The organism is Actinomadura gamaensis (genome assembly GCF_042652125.1).
GTDB classification, from domain to species: domain Bacteria; phylum Actinomycetota; class Actinomycetes; order Streptosporangiales; family Streptosporangiaceae; genus Spirillospora; species Spirillospora gamaensis.
In genome coordinates this window covers 294,148-318,785 of the sequence record NZ_JBHSIT010000011.1, presented here as the reverse complement: position 1 = coordinate 318,785, position 24,638 = coordinate 294,148, and the positions used below count along the sequence as shown (strand labels likewise).

Here is a 24,638-nt window from a genome sequence, read left to right as displayed (position 1 = left end):
TGCGTGGCAGTCAAGCTTTCGGCGCGCCAATGCGGATAGATTTTTCCCCGCCCGTGTTTTGTTAGGGAAGCCTCTCCAGCCGTTTCGGTGACGCAATTCGTCGTGCGTTCGGGGTGTGGAATGGCGGCTATCGAGGGATGATGAATGTAGAACAAAAAAGCACGGAACCCGGAAACGGCGGCACGATAGCCCGCCACCGGGAAACGCGAAAAGGAGCCATCCGATGGTTGCGAACACCACCACCGCCCCCGCGAACACCGTCCCCGACGCGACCCCGGACGCCCGCGTGAGCGCGCCCGACGCCCGGGACTACCCGGCCGGTTGGGACGAGACCGCGCGGCGCGTGTGGGATGTGCTGACGGCCACCGGCGGCGGCACGGTGGCCGAGCTTGCGACGGCGGCCGGGGTCACCCAGAAGAACGCCCGGGCCGCGATCAAGGTCATGTTCGCGAACGATCACGTGACCCGCGAGGGTGACGTGTGGCGTCCCGTCCCCGCCGCGCCCGAAGGCACCGCGTCCGACACCGCGTCCGACACCGCGTCCGACACCGCGTCCGACACCGCGTCCGACACCGCGTCCGACACCGCGTCCGACACCGCGCCGTCCGACACCGCGCCGTCCGACACCGCGCCGTCCGACACCGCGACCGGCAGCGTGGCGGGGACCGATGACGCGGCGGGGACGGACGACGGCGACCCGGCGACGCCGGAGGCCCCGGCCCCGGTTGCGGCGTTGACGCCGGAGGCGATCGCGGATGCGATGCGGATCATGGGTGAGGAGGCCGACCGGCGCGCGGCGGCCAAGGCCGCGCTGGAGGAGCGTCAGCGCCAGGAGGACGCCCGGCGCGCGAAGATCGAGGCGGAGCTGGCGCGGGCGCGGGCGGCCGAAGCCGCGCGGGAGGGGCTGGCGGATCTGTTGGCCACGGTCACCGCCGCCTATGCGGCCGTGTCCGGCGACGGGGCGGACGCCGATGCGATCAACACCGCGCTCACGCCGGTGTATGAGGCCGCGCACGCGTTGGGGCTCGCGACCGGACACGTCCGCACCCGCCGCACCCGCGCCACCGGCGGGGCCGGGACCGTGCCGACCGGGGGGCCGGTCGCCACCGGGGACCGCAAGGCCCCGACCCCGTTGCGTCCGGCGGTGGCCGCGCACCTGAACGCCCACCCCGACGCCGACTTCACCCCCGGCGAGATCGCGCGGGTGCTGGACCGGTCGTCCGGCGCGGTCGCCAATGCCCTGACCACCATGGCCAACCAGGGCGAGGCCATCCTGACGTGCGAGAAGCCGATGCGCTACCGCGCCGCAACCCCCACCCCGGACACCACCACTGCCGCCCCGGCCGTCTCGGTGACTGGTGGCACCCCTGCCGCCTGACGGCCCCAGCATCGCCCGCGCCGCCGTCCGTGTTCGCGCCCACGGACGGCGGCGCTCCCTGCTCCCCAGCACCCCTGCCCGGCCGCCCCACGTCCGGCGGCGGGGGCGTGATCCGGGGACGGCACCGTGACGACAGTCCGCCCGGACACGCCGTCCGCAACGTCCGCTAGCCCGCACCCCGAACCCACACCCCCGGGCCCTGACCGGCCCCGTCGCGCCCCCACGGCGCGCGGCGGGGCCGCTCAGGTGTGTCGGGGTGCGCGGCGGGGCGTGGGCTGTGATCACTCCGACGCTCACCCGGCCCCGCCCTGGGCGGTCGTGGCCGTTGGTGTTACCCGCCCCGGCCTCGTCGTGCCGCACCGGGCACGGGGAAACCGTGCGGCATCGGGCGGCGCGGGATGTGCCGTCATCGTCCCGGTGTCGTGTGAGGGCGGTCCGGTGTCGCCGTGCCGCCATGGCAAACGCCCGGGCCCGACCGATGCGCGGCGAACCGCTGTGCGGGCCGTGGGCGGGGCGGGCGCGGGCCGATGCGGGGTTGGGCGGACGGTCGGCACCGGGCGCATATGGGCACCTCAGGGCCCTACCGTGCGGGCGCTGACGCCGAGCGCGTGGACCTTGTCGTATCCCTGGCGGTGAGGCCCGTAGACCTTCTCGTCAGCAAGCCGTCGCTCACCTTCCGGCGGGGTTCATCGACTCGCCGTCGAGGTCAGCGGCACGGTGCGGACTGATCTGGAGGAAGGGCCGCGGGGCGGTACGAAACCGAGGCGCGAAGTGGCGGCAGGATGCCAGGCGCGAGCGTTTCGAGGGAGTGATTCGACCGGACCAAGAAGTATCGGCCGGACGGCGGTGGGCTGTCCGGCCGATACTCTGCGAGTCATTCTCCCTATGATCAGTCGGTCATGCCGGAAATCGTGACCTGGTACGGGTCGAGGTCGCCGCGTGCGGGGGCGTCTTCGAGGTCGATCCAGTAGACCCCGGGGCGGTCGGGGCCGTAGTCGGCGATGTGCTGGAAGGTGCCGCCCCTGCGCCAGGCCCGGGTGGTGAACAACCGGGCGGGAAACAGGTAGGCCCTGGCCTCGGCGGCGTCGCGGACCAGGCGGTCCTCGGTGACGGGGTAGGTCACCGGCGCCGGAGTGTGCGGATAGAGAATGAGCGCGGCCCAGCTGATGCAGCCTTCCCAACCGCGCCGGTTGGGCGACAGACCCGGCCGGTAGGGCAGGACACCGACCAGCCCGTGACGGGTGTCCAGGACCACGCCCGCGTCATGGGGGAAGATCAAAGAGGACAGGGTGAGCGGGTCGACCATCTGAGCGACCTCCTCGATCACCCGCTTGGGGGCGACGGGTACGGACTGGTCGGGGATGGTCTTGCCGGGCGCATTGTCGGAGCGCGGAGCGCGGCCCATGGGCGAAGGTCCTTTCGGTCACGGCACGGTGCCTGCGCGGGGCGTTCCCCGTGAGGGGGACCGCCGGACGGCAGGCACGCGCCGGTGGTTCCGGTCCCGGATGGGATCGAACCGGCATGAACCCCCGGCTCCATGTGCAAGGGCAAGCCCCGTCTCAACCCGCCGGCGACTGGGCCCAACTGCGTGGTGTCCTGTGTCGGGCTTTGTGGTGGTCGAGCGCTCTCATCGGAGGCGGGCGGGGCTGGGTGGCGGCTGCTCGTGCGCGTCGGGCGGTGAAGGAGAACGGGGCGGGTGACCGTTCGGCCGTCCCGCCCCGCGCCCGTGAGTGGGCTAGCGTTCATGCGGTGAAGGTGGGGTAGGTGACCTGGTAGGGATGCAGGTCGCCGCGCGCAGGGGCGTCGGGCAGGGAGTTAATCCGCAGCACTCCGGGCTCCTGGCGTCGGTGTAGTCGATGTGCGGGAAGACGCCGGCGGTGTGGAACGCCTGCTGCAAGATGCAAGCCCGAGTACCCCTATGGGTCATGTGGCGAGCTTGAGCCGCTTGTCGACACCGAGTCCCTATACGGTCACCCAGCAGGGCGGTCCCCAAGCGTACGCGCGGGCGGCGCAAGGCCACACCGAGGTGCGTGGTTCGCTGCCTCAACCATCCGCTGCCCAGGGGCTTGGCGGTTAGGCTTCCCAGCGTGCACAGCGGTAACAAGCGGGTCCTGTACGTCGTGGCGTGTGCTGCGCCAGCAGCGGCGGGCCTCTCACGGCTGGTCGAGCTTGCGCTTGACACGAACTGGCGTGTGTGTGTGATCACGACGCCGCTGGGGCGGCGTTTCGTCAACGTCGAGGCGCTGGAAGAACTGACGGGCGAACGGCTCCGCTCGGACTACCGGATGCCGGGCGAGCCGAATGAGTTGCCAGCCGCTGATGCGGTGGTCGTCGCGCCCGCCACCTTCAACACGATCAACAAGTGGGCCACTGGCATCGCGGACACCTTTGCCGTCGGCCTGCTGTGCGAGCTGATGGGGTTCGGGGTGCCGATCGTGGCCGTCCCGTTGCTCAAGGACGCGCTGGCGCGGCATCGTGCGTTCGCGGCGAACGTGGAAGCTCTGCGCGAGATGGGAGTGCAGGTGCTGTTCGATCCGGCTGCGCCCGCACACGCCCGGATGCCAACGTGGGAACGGGTCTTGCACGAGCTGCATGAACTGGTCGAGGGCGTGTAGGGCTACGGCTGGGGTGGTCTCAGGTGAAGGACACTCGCAAGCAGATCGGTCAGCAGATCGCCCGCGCGCGGCGACGACGCGGCTTGTCCCAGGTTGTCCTTGCCGGGCTGATCGGCCGGTCCGAAAGCTGGCTGGGCCAGGTGGAGCGGGGCGCACGCAGCATCGACACCCACTCGGTGTTGACCCAGCTCGCCGAGATCCTTGGCGTGCCGCTGGCAGATCTCACTGTGGAGGAGAAAGGGGGCGAAGTGCAGCGGTACGAGGCGGCGGCCTTGATCCGGGACGCCATGACCAGCTACGAAGCCCTCCCCGCCTTCGTCACCCCAACCAGCGTCAGGAGCCAACCCCCCGACCTTGCATGGCTGAGCAACGAACTGCGCGCGGTCAACCGGCTGTACCAGGCCGCTCACTATGACACTGCCGGCCAGCGTCTACCCCGCCTGATCACCGCTGCCGAACGCGCAGTCCAAGCCACTCCAGCCCGACGACGCCGCACCGCCCACACACTTCGGGCGCTGATCTACCACTCTGTCGCGATGACGCTTAATCGGGTGGGCGAGACCGAACTGGCCTGGACAGCCGCCGACCGCTCACTTGCTGCGGCTCAGGACGCGGACAACCCGTTGCTCGCCGCCGCCAGCGCCTTTCGTCTCGGATATGTGTTCGTCCGGATGCGCGAGCCGGAGAAGGCCAAGTCGATCGCGCTCAACACCGCCGCCGCCCTCGGCCCTGTCTTCGACAGGCCCGACCCGCAACGCCTGTCATTGCTGGGCGGGCTGCACCTGGTCGGCGTCACGGCCGCCGCCCGCCAATTCGACCGAGCTGAGGTGGATGCGAATCTCAGGCAGGCGCGACGGGCTGCCGCCGCGCTCGGCGGCGACCACAACCACTTCTGGACGGCCTTCGGACCGACCAACGTGCGCATCCACGAACTGTCGGCAGCAGTGACTTTCGGTGACCCCCGCCACGCTATCGACATCGGGGAATCCCTCGATGTCTCGCGGCTCGCGCCCGGACTTCGGGGGCGACGGGCACAGGTCCGGCTTGACCTTGCCCGAGCATACGGACAGCAGCGCAAGGACGCCGCTGCGGTCAACATGCTGCTGGACGCCGAACACATCTCACCCGAGTTGGTGCGCTACGACCCACGAACGCACGCCCTCCTGACCGCTTTGATCAAGCGCGAACACCGCGCCAGCACGCCCCAACTGCGCGGGCTCGCCCACCGCGCCGGAGTCGTCTGACCCGCACAAAAGTGCGGGTTCTTTACCCGTACCTGTGTGCGGGTTCGCCCTCCGCCTCCTACCTAGCGTGCCGGGTAACGCACAGCACGTCATTACCGGCAGGAGGTCCGGGATGGGTTCGTTGGACAGGCCCCGTGAGGCCGAAACCGAGCGGGTGAGCGATCCGCGTGGCGCGGCGTTCACGGCCGCGTTGGCGGGGATGGCGCGGGGTCACAAGCTGACGGTGTCTGAGTTGTCGGGGACGCGGTTCAAGGTGTCGGCGGAGCCGGGGGCGCGGGCGTTGGAGGTGCAGACGTGGCAGCGCGCCGATGACGGGGGCCGGTGGTGGTTCTGCTGGGGCGGGACGGTGTGGTTGTGCGAGGCCGACAACCCCACCGACGCGCTGGTGCAGATCAAGGGCGCGCTCAAGCGGATCATGTCGCCGTGGAGCCCGCCGGAGGATGCGGGCGTGAGCGGGGTGGCGTCGTGACCGCCTCGCCGGGGCCGGTGGGGCGTGAGGCCCGGCCCGTACCGCGTCCCCGGCTGGGATCGGAGCCCGCCCCCGGCTCGGAGGCCCGGCCGGACGCGGCGGGGTTCTTGGTGGTGTTGCGGGCGGAGTTTCCGGGGGTGGCGTTCACCGCTGATGCGGCGGCCGGGCGGTGGTTCGCGGTGCGCGGCAAGAGCTTTTTCGTATGGGCGGCCAGCGGGTTGGAGCTGCGGGACCGGTTGATCGAAGCGGGGTTGGTCCCGCGTGAGGTGAAGCGGTGAGCGGATCATGCAGTGTGGCGGCGGCGGTCATGGTGTGGCGCGAGCCGGACGGGATCTTCCTGGTGTCCGACCTCGCCGGTCAGCCGTTGGCCTCGTTCTACGCCGAGGATGGCGGGTGGTGGCGGATCGTGCGGGCCAACGGGACCGAGGTGCGGGTGTGGAAGCCGGGCGCGGGGCCAGAGGAGATCACGGTGCGGGCGGTGCGCCCGTAGCCGAGCCCCCGGCCCATGCCCCCGGCCGGTGCCGTCCTGGCTGCGGACGCTGAAGGGCCGGTAGGCGTCCGGGCCGGGCGCGCCCGGCCCGGCCCACCCTGACACGGGCGGCGGCGGCCTGGCGCGCGTTGCAGCGTCGCCACGTCGCCGCGTTCAGCCGGGCGGGGAGTGCAGACCCCCGTCCAAGGGGGGCCGTATCCCAACCGGTCACCGCTTTTCCCCGGGCGGTGGCCGGGCCGGGCGCGGCCCTCGCAGGGCCCGGTGCGCCTTCCCTGACCGGCGTCGGCCCCACACACCAGAGCGCCCTTCGGCCGGTGCGGCTGGGGGTGCGGTGTGTTCGGGGTGTGCGGTGGGTTCTCGCTTGACGGGAGATGAACTTCCGCCGATTGGGCCGGGCGCGCGACCGAGCCCTCTGTGACTGCGAGGCGTGCCCAACTTTTCAGGCTAAACCGTCGCGGAACGACGTGGCCCTAGCCGACGGGCGCACGACCGGACGGCACGGGGAGGCCCCCACCTCGACGGCCCCGCTGAGTGGCGATGGTGGAAGAAGGCCCCAGGCGTCTCGTCGCCAGACGACCGTGGGGGGACTGCGGTCCGGCGGCCCCCACCGCCACCCCAGGGCCTCTTCCTCGTCCATTGCATACTGCGCGGCCTGGGGTGGTGAGGGCCGAAGGACCCGAGTTGGCAGGGACCAAGGGCCGTGCCCGACGCGGCGGAGAGACGCGGCGCGTGAGGGCCTGGTAGGTGGCAGAGCGGGACGGAGCTGCCCTGATGGGGACTTATCCTCGCCGCCGTGAAGATCTTCAAGGGACGTGACCCCAAGCGATACACGCTGCCGAACGAGCAGCAGCTGAGGTGTCCGGTGTGCCAGGGCGAGACGTTCCATCGGGCGTTCAAGAAGCTCAACACCTCGGGCGCGGAGTTGGTGGGGCTGGCGTGGGCGAACAAGGACGCCACGTGCATGATCTGCGCCGGGTGCCGCCACATCCTCTGGTTCGACTTCTAGGCGGTCGCAGAGGTGACCGGCTGAGGGGCCAGGCTCCCACGCGGCGGAGAGGCGGGCGGCGTCGGGGCCTGGCGGGCCGCGCACGCAGAGCGCGGCGCTTGCGGGAGTGCGTCAGGTGGCGCGGCCGGTCTGGGTGCGGATGGCGCGGGCGAGCGGGGCGTGGGCCGGGGCTTGGGTGCGGGGTCGGCCGCGAGGTCTTGGGCGGCGAGCCCGGCCGGGGGCTGGTAGGCGCGGACGGTCACGCTCATGACTCATCGTGCGGCCCTGACGCGAGTGGAGGGGGCCGGTCCGCGGTGCGGTAGGTGCATCTCTGCCGGCGGGTTGCCGGTGAGCGTGCTCCACAACGGTGCGCGCAGGACGGGCCGGTTCATTAGTGGTTCATGGCTGGTGCGCCGAGTCGATGATCTGTTTGACGCGGCGGCGGTCGAGGCGGTGCTTTTGTGCGAGGTAACGCTGAGACGCTGGTCGCCCCGGCCCGTTGAGGCTGGCGCGGTAGTCGGCCAGTACCGCCGCCTCGACGTCTGCCGTCCTGCGGTGTTCCACCGTCGTCCGGTCTGGCTCCAGGCCGGGCGAGGCGGACAGCACCTCGGCGCGGGCCGCGGCAGTCGAAACCTCTGGGCCGGCGGGGGGCGAGGGGGCGGGTATGGCCGGGGCGCGTAGTAGCTCCATGAGGAGTTCGTAGGAGCCGACGAGGGCGAGGGCGGGCCAGGCTCCGATGAGCGCGCCGATGGGGCCGTCCTTGAGGCCATGGGCCAGATTGGCGGCGATGGTGGCGGTGATCCCGGCGCCGAGGCTCCAGACGGCCAGGGCGGGGACGGGGCGGTGTCGGCGGCGGGCGTCGAGGATGACCATGGAGGCGGCCCAGATCAGTCCGTCCACGGTGAGCGGGACCAGGCGGGCGGTGGGTCCGGTTTCGCCGTGGGCGCGGACCAGGTGGTAGGCGTGCCGGTAGGAGATCACGGCCGCGACCACTGCGACGAGCGCGACGGCGAGGGTGGTGGTGGCGCGGATGAGCCGGTCGGTCACGGGGTTACTCCGGGGAGTCCGGGGCGGGCGTAGCCGATCAGGTCGGTGCGGGTGTGGATGGGGGAGAGGCGGACGGTGGCGCCGGTGTGGGGGGCTTCGATCATCTGGTCGGGGCCGATGACCAGCCCGACGTGTCCCGGGGTAGCGGCGGAGCCGTCGGCTCCGGTGAAGAACACCAGATCTCCCGGTGCGGTCTGGCCGGGCGGGATGTGCGCCAAGGTGGCCCACTGCTGGCCGGTGGTGCGGGGGATGTCGGTCCCGGCCTGGTGCCAGGCGTACTGGACCAGGCTGGAGCAGTCGAATCCGACCGTGGTCGCGCCCTGTCCGCTGCCGAGGCTGGGGCCGGTGGCGGTGCCGCCGCCCCAGGAGTAGGGGGTGCCGAGCATCGCCAGCGCCGCACGGACCGCGACGCCCGCCCGTCCGGACACCGCCTGCGCCAATGTGGTGCAGGCGGTGGGGGCGTCGCGGGCGTAGGCGGCGGCTTGGGCCAGCACACCGTGCACGTATTTGGGGTCGTGGTTGTAGGCGAACAGCGCTTGCCGCAGGTGGGTGGGTGCGCCGTTGTGGTGCAGGTAGTTGGCGGCGCCGTAGATCGCGTCGGCGGGGTTGTAGACGTCGCGGTGGCCGTCTTGGTCGCCGTCCACGCCGAAGCTGGCCCAGGTGGGCAGTAGGAACTGCATCGGCCCGGCCGCGCCCATCGCGTTGGTTCCCGAGTGGATGCCCGGGCCGGTGCCTTGGCCGTGGTTGGACTCGGCGTCGCCGACGGCGGCCAGTACGTTCCACGGCACGCCGTAGGCGGCTGCGGCCTTGACGTAGAGGGTCAGGTAGGCGGGAGGGATGCTGGCTGCGGCGTGGCCGGGGGTGCTGTGGCAGGCCGACGTGGCCCGGCCGCCGAGGGTGGTGCAGACGCCGAGGAGGCTGCCGAGGAGGGCGACCAGGACCAGGCCGCCGAGTCCGGCGGCGACCAGGACCGGCATCAGCCTGACCCCTGGCCGGTGCCGGTGCCGGTGGCGTGTGGGGTGCCGGTCGGTGGGGGCGGGGTGCGGGGCTGGTCGGGGGCGGTCCAGGCGTCGGCGAGGGCCGCCAGCCGGTACCGGGGCCCGGTGGCCCCGGCGGGGAGCCAGACCGGCCCGGCCGGACCGTGGTGGGCGGCGCCGCCCAGCGCCGTGTGGAAGGGGCCGCCTGCGATGGTGGGCGGGGTGTAGGCGGCGGTGGCGACCGGGATCGGTGGGGTGCCGAGCAGTCGCCGCAGGTTCGCCTCCCGGACGGGGCCCGGCAGCCAGAACAGCACGGGGGTGTGCATGCCGGTGGCGTCGGCGAGTTCGGTGTATCCGGCGAGTTTGGCGACGACCTTGGCCAGGGTTTCGGTGCCGGTGTCGTGTTCGAGGAAGAACTCCACCGCCAGCGGGGGCCGCCCGGGGGTGTGCTGGCTCCAGCGGCCGAAGGCGTCGGGGCGGGCGTGCAGGCCCCAGGCGCGATGGCAGCGGTGTTCGGGCCACCACTGTTCCAAGACGGTGCGGGTGTGGGGCTGGTGGGCGTGCTGGTGCAGCTGGATGAAGAACTGGTTCACGCCGATCTGGTGGGTGACCTTCTGCGACAGCAGGTAGGAGACGGTGGTGGACTGGCGGTAGCCGAGTTCTTTGAGGGTGACGCCTCGGTGGGCAGCCAGCGCGGCGGCTCCGGTGGGGCCCAGCGCCCACCGGTAGGGGACGGTTCCGGCTGCGGGGGTGGGGCGTTGCCGCAGCAGGGCGTGGAGGCGGTGCAGCTCGGCCAGTCTTCGGCGGGCTCGTTTGACGCCGGTGAAGTACAGGGCGGTGAGCTGGTCGGTGGTCAGGACGCGGTGTTCCCAGACGGTCTCCAGGATGGCCAGGTCGCGGTCGTTGAGCCGTTCCAGCAGGGCCGAGGCCGCCGCGGACCGGCGACGGCGGGGCCGCCTGGGCGAGGGGTCGTTGGTGCGGGATTCACGCATGGTCGGGGTCCTTTTGGCCGTCGTGGGTGAGGTGTCCTTGGGAGCCTCGGCGCACGTCCGGCGGCGGGCTGCCCGGGTGGGGCGCGGTGGTCGCCGGGGGGTGGGCGGTGCAGTCGTCGGGGCAGTCGGCCGCGCAGGCGGCGGTGGGCGGGGTGGGGCTGAAGGCGGCGCGGGAGGCGGCGCGGACCTGCTCGGCGCGGCCGGGGATGATCTCGGGTAGGGGCCGGGAGCGGAAGGTGAACGCCGGGACCGGGGCGGGGCCGTCCATGATGCGTGCGGCGGCTTGGAAGGCGCCCAGGTGGGTGAGGTCGTGCTCGGTGAGCAGCGGCGCGGTGTGCAGGGTGAGGGCGTGGGCGTCTTCGGGCGACACGGCGAAGTAGATCTTGTTGCGGGCGTCGGCCGAGACGGCCTCGCGCAGGTCGCGGGGGAACTGCGACAGGTGCTGGTGGGCGATCACCAGGCCGAAGCGGTAGGCGCGGGCCTCGGCGAGGATGTCGGAGACCGAGCCGGGCAGGTTGAGGAAGTTGTGGGCCTCGTCGATGTAGGCGGTGACGTCGCGGCGCTGGTCTTCGGCGAGGGCGGCGCGGGGGGTCATGGCCTGCCAGGTGTGCGCCAGGACCAGGGAGCCGAGCAGGCGGGCGGCGTCCTCGCCGAGCAGTCCTTTGGCGGCGCGGACCAGGATCAGTCCGCCGTGGTCGAGGGTCGCGGCCAAATCCACGGTGGAGCGGGTGCCCGACAGGGCGTCGCGGACGAACGGGCGCAACAGCACCGCGCGGAGTTTGTTCATCACAGGGCTGATCAGTTGGGCGCGGGCGCCGGGGGACAGTTCGCCGTAGCCCTTCCAGAACTGGTCCAGCAGCCCGGGCCCGAGCCGTCCGGTGATCGCGACGCGCATGGCGTCGTCTTCCAGCAGGCGGGGCAGGTCGGCCAGGGTCGCCTTGGCCTTGTTCGCCTCGGTCAGCGTCAGGCAGGCGGCGCGCATCAGATCGTCCATGCGGGGGCCCCAGGAGGAGGCGAAGCAGCGGCGGAAGGTGGTGACGATCGCCTCGGCGGCGAACGCCGGATCGGCACCGGCCAGCACGTTCAGGCACGGCGGCGGGCCGTCCTGGGCGGGGTCGAACACCACCGTTGTGCCGATGGCGCGCTCGGGCAGCCGGTCGAGCACGTCGATGATCAGGTCGCCTTTGGGGTCGATGACCAGCGCGCCGCGCCCCGCGCGGACGTCGGCGAGGATCTGCCCGGCCAGGAAGGTGGACTTGCCGACGCCGGTCTGCCCTACCACGTGGGTGTGCTGCCGGGCCCCGGCCACCGTCAGCCCGACGGGCCGGGCCGGGCCGCCGTCGGCGTCTCCCAGGATCCGCAGGGAGGGACCCGAGGGGGCGAGGAGGCGGCCGGGGACGCGGGGGGAGGGGGCGACGGGACGGGCTCCGGCGCGGATGATCCCAGGTGCGTCGGCGGCGTAGGGCAGGTGCGCAAGCGCGGCCAACTCGTCGGCGCCCAGCAGGAAGCCGTGCTCCAGGATGCGGGCGGCCAGGTGGTGGGTGGGCTGGAACAGGCGGCGGCGGCGCAGATGCTGGAACGGGGAGGTGTACTGGGCGAACGAGGCGGCGAGCTGATGGGTGTGGGTCCGCAACCAGCCCCGCCGCCTCCGCCGGGCCGCGGCGGGCCGCGCCGGGCCAGGCGCGTCGGCCTCGGCGCCCGCCCTGGGGCGGGTGACGGTGAGGGTGCGGGTGGCGGCGTAGGTGATCTGGACGGCGAACCGCGGTTGGGCGGCCTTGGCCAGCACGGCCCGCACCTGGGCGGCGCGTTCGGGATGCATCTGGGTCAGCTCCCAGGACCGCAGCGGCTCGCGCCGGATGCCTGCGGGGGTGGCCAGGTCGAACAGGGCGGCCTGCGGGGCGTGGGACCGCGCGCCGCGCAGGTGGGCGGCGGCGCGGTAGGCGCGCTGCAAGCGCCGTCCGGTGACGGGCCGGGCCAGGATCTGCACGGCCAGGTGCTGGCCGGGGCCGAGCCCGGCCATCGCCTCCAGCAGCCCGCGCACCGGGTCGGCACCGTTGTCGTGCTCGGTGGCCAGCGGGAAGTGGTCCCGGTTCCCCACCACCATGCGCCCGCCGCGCGCGATCGCGGCGGGCGGCAGGAGCGGTGCGGCGGGGCGGGTGGTCAGGGTGGCGCCGGGCCAGGCGGCGCGGGTGATCTTCTCCACAGTGCCGGGCGGAATCGTGCCGGGTACCCAGATCTGGACATGCACGCCGCCGCAGTCGGCCCGGTACTCAAACCCCAGATGCGGCTGCCCGAACACCGCGCGCTTGCCGGCCGAGGTGTGCAGTCCGGCGATATGGCGCCACCAGGAGACGGCGGCCTCGGGCGCGATGTGGGGCGGGACGGCGACCTCGATCACGCAGGCGCCGCGCGCGTGGCGGCGGCACCGCCACCACCACACCACCGCCCGCCCGCCGGTTCTCACCGCCGCCAGGCAGAACACCGCCACCGCCAGGACCGGACCGAGGACGGCGACGGCGTGCAGCAGCAGGCCGGGCAGATGCGCGAGCGAGTCCAGATGGCCCTGGATCCACTCGAGCAGCGGCGCCGACGGCCGAGGCGACGGCAGGTGCGGCGGGAGATGCGGGGGCGCGCCGGGCGGCGACGGCACGGCCGCAGCAGCGAGCGCGTTCACGGCACCTCCGGGACGTCGGCGGCGTCCGGGCCGGTGCGGTCCAGGTCGGTGCGGTCCGGGCTGGTGCGGTCCAGGCCGGCGAGTTCGGCGGGGTCGGTGGTGGCCAGGGCGTGCTCGGCGGGGCTGGCGATCGCCGAGAACGCGGCCCGGCCTGAACCGTCGCCGGCGCCGCTGACAAGTCCCTGGCCTTGCTCGGCGGCCAGCAGGAACGCGCGTTCGCCGTCGGTGAGGTTGAACGCATCGGCGACCTGGTCGATGACCTGCGGGGCTTGGCGCAGCAGGATCTGGGTGGCCGAGTTGGCGATCACCGCGCGGCCCAGGTCCGAGCCGAGCAGATCGGCGGCGTCCTGGGTGACCACCGCCAGCCCGGCCCAGTGTTTGCGGGCCGACTTGGCCAGCCGGTACAGGAACCGGGCGCCCGCGTCGGTCTGCATGAGCAGCCACGCCTCGTCCACCACGACCAGACGGCGACGCCGGTCGGCGGGGTCGGTGACGCCTCTCCAGATCGCATCCAAGGCGAGCAGCATCGCGACGGGCCGGACCTCGTCGGGCAAATCCCGCAGCGCGAACACGATCAGGTGCCCGTCGGGCGGGGTGGTGGTCGGCCCGCAGAACAAGCCGGAGTAGGACCCGGACGCGAACGGCGCCAGATGGGTGGCCAGGTCGGCGGCGTGGGAGTTGCCGGCGTCGGCGACCAGCGACAGCTGCGCGATCAGGTCGGCCAGCAGCGGAGCGGGACGCCGCCAGGTACGAGGCGCGGCGGTGATCCCGGCGGCGGCGTAGGTCGCCAGCACCGCACGGTCCAGCACCGCCCGCGCGGCCGGAGCCAGCGGCTGCCCGAGCATGGTCTCGACCAGCGTCTGGACGAACAGCGCGCGCCGGGTGAGGGTGTCGGGCTGGCCGGTGTCGGGCAGGTCGAACGGGTTGAGCCGCACGCCCGGCGCGCCGAGCGCCAGGTGGGTACCGCCGACCGCTTCGGCCAGGCGCCGGTACTCCTGCTCAGGGTCGATCACCGCGATCTGCACCCCGCCGTACAGCAACCGCAGGAGCTCCAGTTTGGTGAAGTAGGACTTCCCGGCCCCGGAGCGGGCGATGGTGACCGAGTTGTGGTTGTCCAGGGCGAACCGGTCCCAGGCCACCACGCCGCAGGAGTGGGCGTTCAACCCGTACAGCACCGGGGTGGCGCCCAGGGTCGGCTGCAGGTCGGGGGAGGAGAACGGGAAGGCGGCGGCGAGCGCGCTGGTGTCGAACGCGCGCCGGATACCGATGCTGTCGGTGCCCAGGGGCAGGGTGGTGGTCCAGCCCTGCAGGGCGCGGAAGGTGGTGGGCTGGGCGTCCAGCAGCAGCGAGGCGCACAGCGCCCGGACCCGCTGCACGTGCTCGGCCAACTCCTCCCGGTCGGCGGCGTGGACGCTCACATACAGCCCGACGCGAAACAGCCGCTCGTGTCCGCGGGCCAGGCTGGCGGCCAGGGCGGCGGCGTCGTCGGCGGCGGCCTCGACTCCGAAGTCGGTCAGCCGTCCGGCGGCGGCGCCTGCCCGGGAGGATGATTCCAGCCGGGCGAGCTGGCGGCGCAGCCGTTGCGCGGCGATCAGCGGCGGGACCGGTTCGATGTGCAGGGCCACCTCGACACGGCCGGGGTAGGTCAGCAGCGGCTCCAGCCAGCCCGCCTGGACCTGACGGGGGTATCCGGCGATGGCGAACGAGGAACACACCCCGCCGGGCAGCTCCACGACCCGGGCTGACACCCGCAGCGCCGACGGCCCCAAGCCGGTCCCGCTGACGGGCTGCGCTGCGAGGCCGTCGCCGTGGTCGGCGCGGTGCCGGGCCGGGCGCGACCTTGCGGCGCGCCGGATGGTGAGCGGGGACCTCATCGAGATTCCTCCAGACCGGTGATGACCTCGTCGGGGTGGGCGGTGCCGGTGAGCGGGGGCCGGCCGGGCGACAGGGCCTCGGCGAGCATCTGGGCGCAGGCGTCGGCGTCCAGCACCCGCGCGCCGATGCCCAGCACCCCCAGGGCGCGGACGGCTTCCTCAGCACGGCGCAGCACCACCGCCGCCCCCGCCCGCCGAAGGCCGCGCCGCCTGCCGCCCCACGCACCGCCAAGGCCCGTCGGGGCGGTGCCGGGGGCGTCGCGGATGACGATCAGCACCTGGCGGGCCAGCAGCGTGACCGAGGCGTTCACCTGCTGCAGATAGGCGGCGTGATCTGTGGCCGCCTGCTCCAGCGCCGGGTCCGGCAGCGCGGGCGCGGCGCGGGTGATGTGGTCGGCCAGGCCCGACAGGTCCACCGGCCGGGTGTGCAACAGGATCTGCACGGGCGTTTCCAGCGAGTTGAGCCAGCGTCCGAACGCGGCGACCAGCGCGGCCTGCTCACTGGTGGTGCGCAGCCCGAACGAGACCGTCCCGGCCTGCACCACCGCCGCGACCCCGCCGCCGGTGAACTCCAGGACGCCGTCCTGGCGGACCGCCCGCACCGGCAACCGCAACGGGGCCGGGAGCTGGCCGCGCATCCGGCACCACGCCGGAGGCGCCGACACCGGCCCCTCGGTACGCACGAGCTGCTTGGCGGCGCGGGCGTGCAGCAGTGCGGCCAGCGCGAACCGGTCCAGGCTCATCCCGTCCCGGCGTGCCAGCGTCACCACGACCCCGAAGACCAGCATCGGGAACAACGCAGCCACCGTGACCGGGAAGGGGACCAGGGCGTGCAGCAGCGAGTACCCCAGCGCGGTCACCAGGCCCGTGGCCGCCAGGATCACCACCTGCCGGGCATTGAGTCCGTAAATGATCTTGTCGGGCTGGTCGACGTCGGCGGGGATCTGCGCGGTCAACGGCTCGGCGTCCATCAGTCGACGCGTCATCACGACCTCCCCGAATCGCGCGGGCCAGGATCGCGCGGGCCAGGATCGCGCGGGCCGGGGTTGTGCGGACGGGGCTGCTGCGGGCGGGGACTGGTCGGGCTGGTGGTGCGGGGGCCGGTGGTGCGCGGGTGTTCGACCCAGACCGGGAACGGGCGCGGCGGCACCGGCCAGGTATGGGCGCGCGCCTGCGGCGGAGGAAGGGGCCGGTACGGGCGAGCGGGCAGCGCGGCGGACGCCGGACCGAAAGCAGCAGGGACGTGGGCCGGAAGGCCGCGCTGGGCGGGCAACGCGAACGGCCGATACGGGCGCGGGGGCGGCGGCGCCGAGCCCGTGGGTCTCCCGTTCCCCGCGCCGGTGCCGCCTGTGGTGCCCGCGGGAGTGGGCGGAGGCGTCTGGACTGTGGGCCACTTCAACGGCGGCGGAGCGGACGGGCCGGGCGGGGCCGGAACCGGTACCTGCTGGGGCTGCGCCCTCCACCCCTTGGCGGCGGGCTGTGTGGGCTTGGCGGTCGGCTTCGGCGCGGTGGACCCGGAGGTGGGAGCCGGACGGTCGGACGTGCGGCGGCCTCGGCTGCCGCGGGGCGAGGTGAACGACCCCAGGGCCCGGTACAGCACGAACGTCTTGAGCATGTTGTTGAGGGCGCGGGGCTGGGCCTGGTTCCAGATGGTGCGTGCGACCCAGAACGGGATGCGCATCAGCACCCACATCAGCGCGATGATCAGCAGCAGGTCCATGAAGTCCTGCCGATTGGTGGGGAGGGTGAAGAAAGTGTCGTTGCGCGGCCGGTCGGGGTCGAGCGACAGCAGGATCTCCAGGGCGGTGACGAACACCAGCGACTGGCAGACCTGGATCGCGAGCATCCCGGTGATCCCGCGCCACCACAGCACGGCCAGGCCCTGGGTGAGGGGCAGGGCGTGGAACATCAGCGCGACCGGAGCCGCCGCGATCAGGGCGATCGTGACGGCCAGGCGGATGACGTAGGAGAACGCCACGCAGCCGGCGAGGATCACCGCGATCAGCGCGATGATGGTGATGAAGCTGGAGGTGGACTTGGCCGCCGACTCCAGGGTGCGGGCCATGACCTCGGCGGCCTGGTGGATCTCGATGTGCTGACCCCCGGCCTGCAGGAACGCGTTGGCCAGGCCGTTGGCGAAGTCGATGCCGTACCCGATCACCGTCAGCGACAGGTTCACCGCCAGGAACGCCCACACCAGGCGCGGCAACACCTCGCGGACGCTGAACTCGCGCGGCAGGGACGTGCCGGTGATCAGCAGCACCCCGGCCGCGGTGATCAGCAACACGAAACAGGTGTTGGCGATCCACTGCGAGGTGGACCAGAGCTGCCGCGCGCGGTCCATCGAAGGGGAGTTCAGGCTCGGGGTGGCGAACACCGTGGCGCCCAGGAAGGTGAAGGTCGGGCCGATCGCCGAGGACACCAGGCCGCCGAACCAGGCGGTCACCGCCCCCCGCACCTGACACGGCACATCCCACATGTCGCAGTGGTCCTCGGCGGAATGGTCGATGCCGCGCTTGCTGGGAGCCGAGTCGTCGGGGTGGTCGATCTCGGTCTGGGTGACCGGCACCCACTTGCCCGGCGCGACCTCACACAAGAACGGTTTCGGCGACCCCCACGGCGCGGTCTTCACCTTGCCCTGACAGGTCCCCGGGCCCGGCACCGTCCCGGGAGCCGGAATCGGCTGCCCGGGGATGACCGGCGCGCCCGGCTGCCCACCCGGAGCCTGAATCCACGGCGCGTGCGAGGGCAGCGGCACCGGCGATCCGCTCGGCGAGACCGGCGGAGCCGGGGCATGCCCCGGTCCGCTCGCCGGCCTGCCCGCCAGGCTGGTGGGGGGTGCTGCGGGGAGGAAGGTGCTGGCGGCGGCGGGACCGGCCAGCACAGCGAGCAGGGCGAGCACGGCGGCCAGCATCGGCAGCAGCCGGTTCCGGGCGCTCCTCCGCACCCCACGGGCCAGGGCACCGGTGGGGCCGGTCATGCGCCCACCACCTGCTGCAGGAGCTGCACCAGGACCGGGGCCAGAACGGCGATCGCGTAGCCGACGGCGGCATAGCGGAGGCTGCGTTTGGCGGCCTCCACCTCGCCCGGCTCCCCGGCGGCCAGGATGTAGCGGACGCCGCCGATGGTGGCGAACAAGGTCGCCAACCCCACCAGCAGCCCGACGATCACGGACCGCAGGTTGCTGATGACCTGCCCCAGCGAGCCGGCCTCGGCCAGACCGGTGGCGGCCTCGGCCACCCCCGGCACCATCAACGCCGCCCCCACGCACCCGGCGGTCCACAGCGCCGAGGCGGCCAGACGGCGCGTCAGGCTCGGCACCGCCTGCCGCGAACGGCACGCCGAAGACGCCGAGACGGTCCGGCGGGGACGTCGGGGACGGCGGGGTGAGGCGGCGGGACGGCCGAAGCTGGCGGGCGGGGTGAGCTGCGTGGGGGCGCCCCCGCCGGAGCCGGGACCAGCGGCGGCGCTGCGAGCGATGGGGGCAGCCTCAGGGGCGGCATCAGGGGCGGGGTGGTTCGTGTGGTGGTTGGACATGCGGTGTCTCCCGTGGCGGGATGGCGGTTGGAGTGAGTCCGGTGGTGCGGGAGAGCGCGGCGCGGGCCGGGGCCGGGGCTGCGGGTGTCCTCCTTCAAAGGACCGGCGGGACGGTGGGATGCGGTTGGGGACCGGGTGACCGTCCGCCCCGTGCTGGCCGTGTCCGGCCCGCGCAGCGGCGCTCTCGGCAGGTAGAAGGGGCCTCAGGACCCCTGATTCGCCACGCGAGCACCAGTCGTTACCGGAACGACACCATCGGTGATCGCGGTGTGCAGGCGCGCCTCGGCGCGTTCCCGGCGGCTGTACAGGCGCTTGGACGGCACGCCCGACCGGCGCGCCAGCTCGCTCAGCGGGGTGGTGCCCAGCCGGGTGACGGTGATCAGGTCGGCCTCGTGTCGGGACAAGATGCCCAGGGTGACCGCGTCGGCCAGCGCGGTGAGGGGGGCGGCGTCGTGGTCCAGCTCCTCGGCACTGCTGCCACCGGAGCCGGTGCGCGACTGGTGGGTGTCGGTGAGGGTGTGCGGGTCGGTAGGGGCGTCGCGGAGGTGCCGCATCCGGGAGTACAGGGCGGCCTCGCGCGCCCGCCAGATCAGCCGGGACCCGACGTTGCGGTGCTGCAGGTCGATCTGGTGCAGCGCCTCCAGGAACCGGGTCACCATCTCCGAGACGACGTCGTCGGCGGTGACCGGATCCAGGGTCCGCACGGCCTGGGCGGCGGTGCGCTTGAGCCCGGGAAGCGCGACCCCGTAGCAGGCGATCACCCAGGCCGCCTCGCCGGTCCGCGCCCGCCCCACCAGCTCCCGCCAGATCACATCGCGGACGGCCCGGCTGGCGGTGGGGCCGGGGGCGTTGTCGTACAGCCAGCCCGCCAGCTCCGGCAGCTCGATCGAGCGGGCGGGCAGACCGCCCCCCAGCGCCGCGCCGTCCACCGTCAGCGGGGCAGGGCCGGTGACCAGGGCGGTGTAGGCGGACGCGACGGCGACCAGGGCGTCACCGGTGAAACAGAAGGTGGTCGTGAGAGTGCTCGGGATCGACGTGGGCAAGGGGTGCCTCCCAGTTGGCGGAGTCGAATGCGACGCCAACAGGTGTGCAGCACGCCATGGGCGGATCTCGGGCGGATCTAGGGGCGGACCTCTGGCAGATCTCGGGCGGATCTGAGGCGAAGGTGAGCGGCACCAAGGGCACGATTCCGCTCAAAGTCCTGCCGACCTGCGGGGACGCGCCGCGCCAGACGGAGAGAGGTCAAGCAAAGGCAAAGCCAGTGCGGGGCGGCATTTTCGCTGGTCACCGCCCCTTTTAATGCCCGGTGAAAATGAGGCGGGTCAAGGATTGGTCAAGCGGCGAGGCGTAGGGCAATCAGCACGCAGAATCGGGCGGCCGCAGCTCCCCGGCCCGCGTGCGGACTGCGACGGTTCCTCAGGAGGACGACGGGGGTCGGGTAGATCTCCCGTGCGCCGAGCGGGAAGGCGAAAAAGTCCCTGCCGGGTCCTTCGGCCCCTCATCAACCGCTTATTTCGGCGCTGACCTGCGGTGATGTCGGTGCGGTCAGTGCTTTGGGCGTGAGGGGCCGCGCAGTTTTACCTTCCCGCGTGGCGAATCAGCGGGGCGCCGACCCCTTCTACAGGGTGCATGGGGATCGGGTGGCCGTCTCGGGTCACCCACGATGAACAGCACACCGCCCAACCCGCACGACCGGGGCCGAGGAGGGCCAGCCGGGACTCAGGCGCGCTGTCTGGTGCCGATGACCGTCTGGCTCTGTTCCGACCCCGACCACCCCCGCACCACCAGCGCCTCCCCCGCCACCGACGGCGAGACCGGCGGGGCCGCCGGTTCGGCCCCTTCGGAGATCACCGAGTTGTGCGCCGAGCACCGGCAGGCGGTCGGGCATCAGCTCGCCCGTCATCTGATCTCGACGTGCACCACGCCGGGGGAGCGGGTGGTGGAGGCGTTCACCGCCAGCGACGCCGTGCTGCGCGCGGCGGTCGAGTTGGACCGGAACGCGGTGGCGTTGGTGCCGCACTTCCCGCTGGCCCAGCACCTGGGGGCCCGGCTGCGCGCCCGGCACCGGATCGAGGAGCTGACGCGGGTGGCGATGCGGTCGGTCCGCCCCGACCAGATGCACCTGGGCCTGGCCGACCAGGCCCGCAACGTCTCGCTGGTGGTGGCGGCGCCGCCCGCCTACGAGGTCGGCGGCCGGGGCCCCAAGATGGTGGGGCAGCACGGCTGCCCGGCGTGCCGGGCCGATCTGTGGATGCTGGGTCGCCAGCAGCTCACCGGGTTCCTGGCCGGGGCGTGGGAGATCCTCAAGCCCGGCGGCGTGTTGGCCACCGTCACCACCGCGCGCCCGCAGTGCGACGGGCGGCTGCACGACCCGGCTCCGCAGGTCATCGCCCGCGCGTCCCGGCAGGGGTTTGTGTATGTGCAGCACGTCATCGCGCTGCGGGTGCCGATCGAGGGCGACGCCTTGGCGGTCCAGGTCCACCCCGGCGAGGTCGCCCAGCTGCACGACATCGGCTCGGAAGCGCCACCGCCGCGTGTGAGCGTGCACGCCGACGTGTGCCTGTTCGTCAAGCCCCGTCATCCCGACGACGGGCCCGGCGGCCAAGACGACTCCGGCCAGGGCGGAGGCGGCCGATGAACCAGCCGACCGACCGGCAGCCGGACCGGCAGGTGGTTGCGTCGGTGCTGGCCACCGGGCAGCAGATGTCCCGCGATCAGCGCCGAGGCCGCTACACCCCGGCCTCGATGCGGCACCCCGGCAAAATGCTGCCCGCGATCGCCCGGCACGTCATCTGCGCCTACACCCGGCCCGGCGAGTTGGTGGCCGACCCGATGTTCGGGATCGGTACCACCCTGGTCGAGGCCATCCACCTGGGGCGGGACGCGATCGGCGTCGAGATCGAAGGCACCTTCACCCATCTGGCGATCGGGAACCTGCTGCTGGCCCAGTCGCAGGGCGCCACCGGCACCGCCAAGGTGTGCAACGGCGACGGCCGCGCGATCGGTGCGCTGTTCCCCGAGCGGCGCGGCCAGGTCGCCCTGGTGCTGACCTCCCCGCCGTACGGCAAGCACACGCACGGACACGTGCGCCCCGACAGCCCGACTCTGGGCGGGAAAGTCGAGAAGAGCAACTTCCGCTACACCCGGCCGGGGGAACGGCGCAGCGCCAACCTGGCCGACCAGCCCCTGGACGGGCTGCTGGGCGGATTCGGCTACATCCTCGGCGCATCGGCCGCGCTCCTCCGGCCGGGCGGGATCGTCGCGGTCACCGTTCGCCCGATCCGCATCCAGGGAACTCTGGTCGACCTGCCCGGGCGGGTGATCGCGGTCGCCGAGGAGTACGGGCTGACCCTGGTCGACCGGCGGGCGGCGCTGCTGACCGCCGTGCGCGGCGGTGGCCTGGTCACCCGAGCCTCGTTCTTCCAGCTCCTGGAGACCCGCCGCGCCCGCGGGCGTGGCCTCCCGGCGTGCGCGACCGCGCACGAAGACCTGCTGATCTTCCAGCCCGTCACCGATCTGGACAGCCCCCCGGCCCCCGCACCAGTCCCGGGCCGCGACGGGGGCCACCGGTGAACCAGCCTCACACCGTCCCCCTGCGCCGCCGAATGCCGGTGCAGACCGGCCGAGACCGGACCGTTGAACTGCTGGCCGACTTGCAGCTCGGGTTGTGCGGCCGGTGCGGGCGGGCCCGCTACGCCACCCGGCGTCAGGCCCGCCGGGCCGCGCGGATCGGCATGCCCGGAAGGCGGTTGCGCGCCTATCGGTGCGCAGACGCCTGGCACCTGACCAGTCACTCGCGGCCGCAGTACACCGCCCCACCGGTCACCCTCCCGCCGCCGCCCGGCACCGGCAGCAAACCGACCAAGACGCCGGCCCCGCAGCCGGACTCGACGGCCGGGCACGCCGGGCTTGCCCTTGACCGCCGAGCCGAGCGTGCATCCACCCATGGTCACCACACGGCCGAACGGCCGGACGGACGGGACGACACCGGACGGCGGCGCGGCACCGCGCCCACCCCGTCCGGCCCGCACCGTCCCCACCGCGCGTACGGGCCCGCGCCCACACGCGCGGACGGCGATCCCGGCCGTGCGGCCCCGCACACCCGCTCCGCCCCTGACTTCGGCCCCGCCGCCGGAGCAGGTGCGGGCGGGCGGTGACCGAACCACGCAGCCAGTTGCGCGTGGTCGCGCCGGAGGAGCCGCCTCGGCTCACTCCCGGCGCGGCCCGCGCGCTGCTGCGAATCCTGCGCCAGGCAGCCAACCCAACCTCAACATCAAGGAGCAGCCGATGCACGCCTGCCGACCCGACCCCCAGCAGCCCCGTTCCCCCGTCCCGCCCTCCGGACAGCAGGTCCGGCACCGCAAAGACGATCTGATCGACGCGGCCGAGCCGACCCGGCCGGACCTGACCGGACCCGCCGGTCCGGGACCGCTGAAGATCGCCTTCTACGGCGTGGCCAACCAGCACCCGGTCGACTTCAGCGGCACCAGAACCGACACCCCACAGCGGCACCTGGAGCGGCAGAAGACCACCGTGGCCGACCTGGTGCACCGGCACCGGGCGCACCTGGTCGCCGAGGTCACCGACATCCGCGCCGCGACCGACATCCTCCAGCACCGCCCGGGGCTCACCTACCTGCTGCAGAACCTGGCCCCGACCGGCCTGATCGACGCGGTCGCGATCGACCTGACGACCGCCGCCTTCCGCCCCGGCGAGGTGGCCGAGCTGACCGTGGCGCTGCGCGGTCACGGCCTCGGGTTGTGGGCCCCGCGCCTGGGGCCCATCGACCTGACCAACCCGGTCCACGCCCTGTACCTGCGCATCTGCTTTTGACCACCGCACTGCCCGAGGAGCCGAAGCCATGACCGAGCAGACCAATCACAAGCCCGCCGTCCTGCCCGCACAGCAGACCACCACAAGCCAGACCTCCGACGCTCCGCTGCGGTTCGCGTTCTACGGCCGGGCTTACGGCAGCCCTACCTTCGCCCCAGCCCGCAAGAGCGAGCAGCTGGCCACCGCGCGCGGCGTGGTCGGTTCGGTCGGTGGGGAGATCGTCGCCGAGTACTTCGACTACGGCCCTGCCGCCCGGGTGGGCGCGACCCCGCCGCTGTCCGCGCTGCCGTGGGGCAAGGGGCCCCGGGCGCGGGCGCTGATCGAGGCGCTGCGCCGGGACGAGTTCGACGCGGTGGTCGTGGGCGATCTGGACGCCCACACCTTCGGCGCCACCTTCCTGTGGGACGTGGTGACGTTCCTGGACCACTACGGCACGCGGCTGTGGATCCCCGACATCAACGGCCCCCTCAACCCCGGCGACGAGGTCGACGTCCTGCTGATGCGCATCCTCATCGGCATCCCGATCCCCGACACCACCCACAGGCCGGACTCCTCGAGCGGCAGCAAGGAACACCGCGGGCCTCGCGTCCCGTGGGCGCACCACCGCGACTCCACCACGCCCAACACGGACGAGGGAGGGCGGGCGTGAACCGCGCGATCAACCGGAGCCACTACCTGACTCCGCCCGCCGTGTGGGGCGACGACCGCCCCCTGGGTGCCCGCGAGACCACCCGCCCCACCGGCCAGGTGAACCTCGGCGACCTGATCGTCTTCGGCGACGAGCACGGCAACGCCTACCAGGTCGGCGGCATCGACCACCTGCCCGAGCAGATAGACCCGGACGGCACCTGGCGCGCGACCATCCGCTTCAACTGCGGCGACGGCGAACGGGGGATCTTTCCCAACCCGGCGCTGTTCTGGGAGGGCGACGCGGTCACCGTCCTGGAGATCCCGCGCCTGGACTGGCAGCGCGACGAGGCGGTGCAGCGCCTGCACATCGACGCCACCTACGCCGGATATCTGACCCGCGACCAGACCAAAACCCCTCCGGTGTGGGAGGTCCACTACTGGGACGATTACCTGGAACGCCACTGCCAGATCGGCGCATGCCCGCAGCGGTGGATCGCCGAACGGCTCCTGGCCGCCACCGCCCTGGGCATCGATCTCGGCAAGGACTACCTTGTCACGCTCCCGTCCGGATGCGCGGTCAGCCTGCTCACCGTCGACCGGGCCACCCTGGAAAGCGTGGCGACGCTGGCCGAGGATGACCACGGTGACGAACTGAAGGTCGACACCGGCCGCGTTCAGGTCTGGCTCACCCACGGCACCCGCACCTGGGACCTGCCCGGACACGGCCAGTTCCGCCTCACCGACGCGATCTACATGCGCGAACGCCCCGACCGCGCCAGTGAGGTCTGGGACGTCACTTCGGTCTGGAAGTAGCCCGTAAGGCGCGTACGGCCGTGCCGGAACGCTCTGGATCCGGCACGGCCAGCGCTGCTCCTTGACACACCCAAAGACAG

Annotated in this window: 23 protein-coding genes; 13 read left to right on the top strand and 10 right to left on the bottom strand. The window is 72.9% G+C overall.

Features of this window, described 5'->3' with window-relative positions; genetic code table 11:
* Positions 1-223 precede the first annotated feature (223 nt).
* Positions 224-1,378 carry a hypothetical protein gene (locus ACFPCY_RS33580; RefSeq protein WP_378262003.1) on the top strand — a complete coding sequence of 385 codons (1,155 nt, stop codon included), beginning with the start codon at positions 224-226 and terminating at the stop codon, positions 1,376-1,378.
* A gap of 889 nt (positions 1,379-2,267) precedes the next feature.
* Here ACFPCY_RS33580 and ACFPCY_RS33575 read toward each other — a convergent pair.
* Complete coding sequence (locus ACFPCY_RS33575) at positions 2,268-2,783, bottom strand: hypothetical protein (protein WP_378262001.1); 516 nt, start codon at positions 2,781-2,783, stop codon at positions 2,268-2,270.
* A 682-nt stretch (positions 2,784-3,465) separates the two neighbouring features.
* Here ACFPCY_RS33575 and ACFPCY_RS33570 point away from each other — a divergent pair.
* The 6 genes from ACFPCY_RS33570 (at position 3,466) to ACFPCY_RS33545 (ending at position 7,202) form a co-directional block, all read left to right on the top strand.
* Complete coding sequence (locus ACFPCY_RS33570) at positions 3,466-3,993, top strand: flavoprotein (protein ID WP_378261999.1); 528 nt, start codon at positions 3,466-3,468, stop codon at positions 3,991-3,993.
* Positions 3,994-4,016: 23 nt separating this feature from the next.
* Complete coding sequence (locus ACFPCY_RS33565) at positions 4,017-5,237, top strand: helix-turn-helix domain-containing protein (protein WP_378261997.1); 1,221 nt, start codon at positions 4,017-4,019, stop codon at positions 5,235-5,237.
* Between the two features lie 223 nt (positions 5,238-5,460).
* The gene (locus tag ACFPCY_RS33560) at positions 5,461-5,706 is read left to right on the top strand and encodes a hypothetical protein (protein WP_378261995.1); all 246 of its coding nucleotides are present in this window, start codon (positions 5,461-5,463) and stop codon (positions 5,704-5,706) included.
* Complete coding sequence (locus tag ACFPCY_RS33555; protein WP_378261993.1) at positions 5,703-5,984, top strand: hypothetical protein; 282 nt, start codon at positions 5,703-5,705, stop codon at positions 5,982-5,984. The genes ACFPCY_RS33560 and ACFPCY_RS33555 overlap by 4 nt, the downstream gene beginning before the upstream one ends.
* Positions 5,981-6,196 (top strand): hypothetical protein, encoded by a 216-nt coding sequence (locus ACFPCY_RS33550; RefSeq protein ID WP_378261991.1) that lies wholly within the window; start codon positions 5,981-5,983, stop codon positions 6,194-6,196. The genes ACFPCY_RS33555 and ACFPCY_RS33550 overlap by 4 nt, the downstream gene beginning before the upstream one ends.
* A gap of 793 nt (positions 6,197-6,989) precedes the next feature.
* The gene (locus ACFPCY_RS33545; RefSeq protein WP_378261989.1) at positions 6,990-7,202 is read left to right on the top strand and encodes a hypothetical protein; all 213 of its coding nucleotides are present in this window, start codon (positions 6,990-6,992) and stop codon (positions 7,200-7,202) included.
* Between the two features lie 378 nt (positions 7,203-7,580).
* Here the strand turns inward: ACFPCY_RS33545 and ACFPCY_RS33540 are convergent, their stop codons facing one another.
* The 9 genes from ACFPCY_RS33540 to ACFPCY_RS33500 all read right to left on the bottom strand — a co-directional run bounded on the left by ACFPCY_RS33540 (position 7,581) and on the right by ACFPCY_RS33500 (position 19,325).
* The gene (locus ACFPCY_RS33540; RefSeq protein WP_378261987.1) at positions 7,581-8,228 is read right to left on the bottom strand and encodes a DUF2637 domain-containing protein; all 648 of its coding nucleotides are present in this window, start codon (positions 8,226-8,228) and stop codon (positions 7,581-7,583) included.
* Positions 8,225-9,205, bottom strand: coding sequence for a C40 family peptidase (locus tag ACFPCY_RS33535; protein ID WP_378261985.1), 981 nt, complete (start codon positions 9,203-9,205; stop codon positions 8,225-8,227). Before ACFPCY_RS33535 ends, ACFPCY_RS33540 begins: the two co-directional genes overlap by 4 nt.
* Positions 9,205-10,197, bottom strand: coding sequence for a replication-relaxation family protein (locus ACFPCY_RS33530; RefSeq protein WP_378261983.1), 993 nt, complete (start codon positions 10,195-10,197; stop codon positions 9,205-9,207). Before ACFPCY_RS33530 ends, ACFPCY_RS33535 begins: the two co-directional genes overlap by 1 nt.
* On the bottom strand, positions 10,190-12,871 hold the full coding sequence (locus ACFPCY_RS33525) for a type IV secretory system conjugative DNA transfer family protein (RefSeq protein ID WP_378261981.1): 2,682 nt from the start codon (positions 12,869-12,871) through the stop codon (positions 10,190-10,192). The genes ACFPCY_RS33530 and ACFPCY_RS33525 overlap by 8 nt, the downstream gene beginning before the upstream one ends.
* Positions 12,868-14,745 (bottom strand): VirB4 family type IV secretion system protein, encoded by a 1,878-nt coding sequence (locus tag ACFPCY_RS33520; RefSeq protein ID WP_378261979.1) that lies wholly within the window; start codon positions 14,743-14,745, stop codon positions 12,868-12,870. Before ACFPCY_RS33520 ends, ACFPCY_RS33525 begins: the two co-directional genes overlap by 4 nt.
* A complete protein-coding gene (locus ACFPCY_RS33515) occupies positions 14,742-15,731 on the bottom strand; it encodes a PrgI family protein (protein WP_378261977.1) in 990 nt (329 codons plus the stop codon). The genes ACFPCY_RS33520 and ACFPCY_RS33515 overlap by 4 nt, the downstream gene beginning before the upstream one ends.
* Entirely contained in the window at positions 15,731-17,725 is a 1,995-nt protein-coding gene (locus ACFPCY_RS33510) for a hypothetical protein (RefSeq protein ID WP_378261975.1), read from the bottom strand. Before ACFPCY_RS33510 ends, ACFPCY_RS33515 begins: the two co-directional genes overlap by 1 nt.
* Positions 17,722-18,066 (bottom strand): pilin, encoded by a 345-nt coding sequence (locus tag ACFPCY_RS33505; RefSeq protein WP_378261973.1) that lies wholly within the window; start codon positions 18,064-18,066, stop codon positions 17,722-17,724. Before ACFPCY_RS33505 ends, ACFPCY_RS33510 begins: the two co-directional genes overlap by 4 nt.
* Before the next feature lie 419 nt (positions 18,067-18,485).
* Entirely contained in the window at positions 18,486-19,325 is an 840-nt protein-coding gene (locus ACFPCY_RS33500; protein WP_378261971.1) for a sigma-70 RNA polymerase sigma factor region 4 domain-containing protein, read from the bottom strand.
* A 698-nt stretch (positions 19,326-20,023) separates the two neighbouring features.
* Here ACFPCY_RS33500 and ACFPCY_RS33495 point away from each other — a divergent pair.
* The 6 genes from ACFPCY_RS33495 to ACFPCY_RS33470 all read left to right on the top strand — a co-directional run bounded on the left by ACFPCY_RS33495 (position 20,024) and on the right by ACFPCY_RS33470 (position 24,558).
* Positions 20,024-20,920 carry a hypothetical protein gene (locus tag ACFPCY_RS33495; protein WP_378261969.1) on the top strand — a complete coding sequence of 299 codons (897 nt, stop codon included), beginning with the start codon at positions 20,024-20,026 and terminating at the stop codon, positions 20,918-20,920.
* Positions 20,917-21,855, top strand: a complete 939-nt coding sequence (locus ACFPCY_RS33490) for a TRM11 family SAM-dependent methyltransferase (protein ID WP_378261967.1) — start codon at positions 20,917-20,919, stop codon at positions 21,853-21,855. The genes ACFPCY_RS33495 and ACFPCY_RS33490 overlap by 4 nt, the downstream gene beginning before the upstream one ends.
* Positions 21,852-22,439: a hypothetical protein gene (locus ACFPCY_RS33485; protein WP_378261965.1), complete on the top strand. Its 588-nt coding sequence runs from the start codon at positions 21,852-21,854 to the stop codon at positions 22,437-22,439. Before ACFPCY_RS33490 ends, ACFPCY_RS33485 begins: the two co-directional genes overlap by 4 nt.
* A 130-nt stretch (positions 22,440-22,569) precedes the next feature.
* Positions 22,570-23,115: a hypothetical protein gene (locus tag ACFPCY_RS33480; protein WP_378261963.1), complete on the top strand. Its 546-nt coding sequence runs from the start codon at positions 22,570-22,572 to the stop codon at positions 23,113-23,115.
* Between the two features lie 28 nt (positions 23,116-23,143).
* Positions 23,144-23,764 carry a recombinase family protein gene (locus ACFPCY_RS33475; protein WP_378261961.1) on the top strand — a complete coding sequence of 207 codons (621 nt, stop codon included), beginning with the start codon at positions 23,144-23,146 and terminating at the stop codon, positions 23,762-23,764.
* Positions 23,761-24,558, top strand: a complete 798-nt coding sequence (locus tag ACFPCY_RS33470; RefSeq protein ID WP_378261959.1) for a hypothetical protein — start codon at positions 23,761-23,763, stop codon at positions 24,556-24,558. Before ACFPCY_RS33475 ends, ACFPCY_RS33470 begins: the two co-directional genes overlap by 4 nt.
* Positions 24,559-24,638 lie beyond the last annotated feature (80 nt).

What these genes read in the sequence shown, in the direction of transcription:
- ACFPCY_RS33575 (WP_378262001.1), bottom strand. Translation starts at nt 2,783, where the DNA reads ATGGGCCGCGCTCCGCGCTCCGACAATGCGCCCGGCAAGACCATCCCC.
- ACFPCY_RS33510 (WP_378261975.1), bottom strand. Translation starts at nt 17,725, where the DNA reads ATGACCGGCCCCACCGGTGCCCTGGCCCGTGGGGTGCGGAGGAGCGCC.
- ACFPCY_RS33515 (WP_378261977.1), bottom strand. Translation starts at nt 15,731, where the DNA reads ATGACGCGTCGACTGATGGACGCCGAGCCGTTGACCGCGCAGATCCCC.
- ACFPCY_RS33490 (WP_378261967.1), top strand. Translation starts at nt 20,917, where the DNA reads ATGAACCAGCCGACCGACCGGCAGCCGGACCGGCAGGTGGTTGCGTCG.
- ACFPCY_RS33520 (WP_378261979.1), bottom strand. Translation starts at nt 14,745, where the DNA reads ATGAGGTCCCCGCTCACCATCCGGCGCGCCGCAAGGTCGCGCCCGGCC.
- ACFPCY_RS33535 (WP_378261985.1), bottom strand. Translation starts at nt 9,205, where the DNA reads ATGCCGGTCCTGGTCGCCGCCGGACTCGGCGGCCTGGTCCTGGTCGCC.
- ACFPCY_RS33530 (WP_378261983.1), bottom strand. Translation starts at nt 10,197, where the DNA reads ATGCGTGAATCCCGCACCAACGACCCCTCGCCCAGGCGGCCCCGCCGT.
- ACFPCY_RS33580 (WP_378262003.1), top strand. Translation starts at nt 224, where the DNA reads ATGGTTGCGAACACCACCACCGCCCCCGCGAACACCGTCCCCGACGCG.
- ACFPCY_RS33480 (WP_378261963.1), top strand. Translation starts at nt 22,570, where the DNA reads ATGCACGCCTGCCGACCCGACCCCCAGCAGCCCCGTTCCCCCGTCCCG.
- ACFPCY_RS33495 (WP_378261969.1), top strand. Translation starts at nt 20,024, where the DNA reads ATGACCGTCTGGCTCTGTTCCGACCCCGACCACCCCCGCACCACCAGC.
- ACFPCY_RS33475 (WP_378261961.1), top strand. Translation starts at nt 23,144, where the DNA reads ATGACCGAGCAGACCAATCACAAGCCCGCCGTCCTGCCCGCACAGCAG.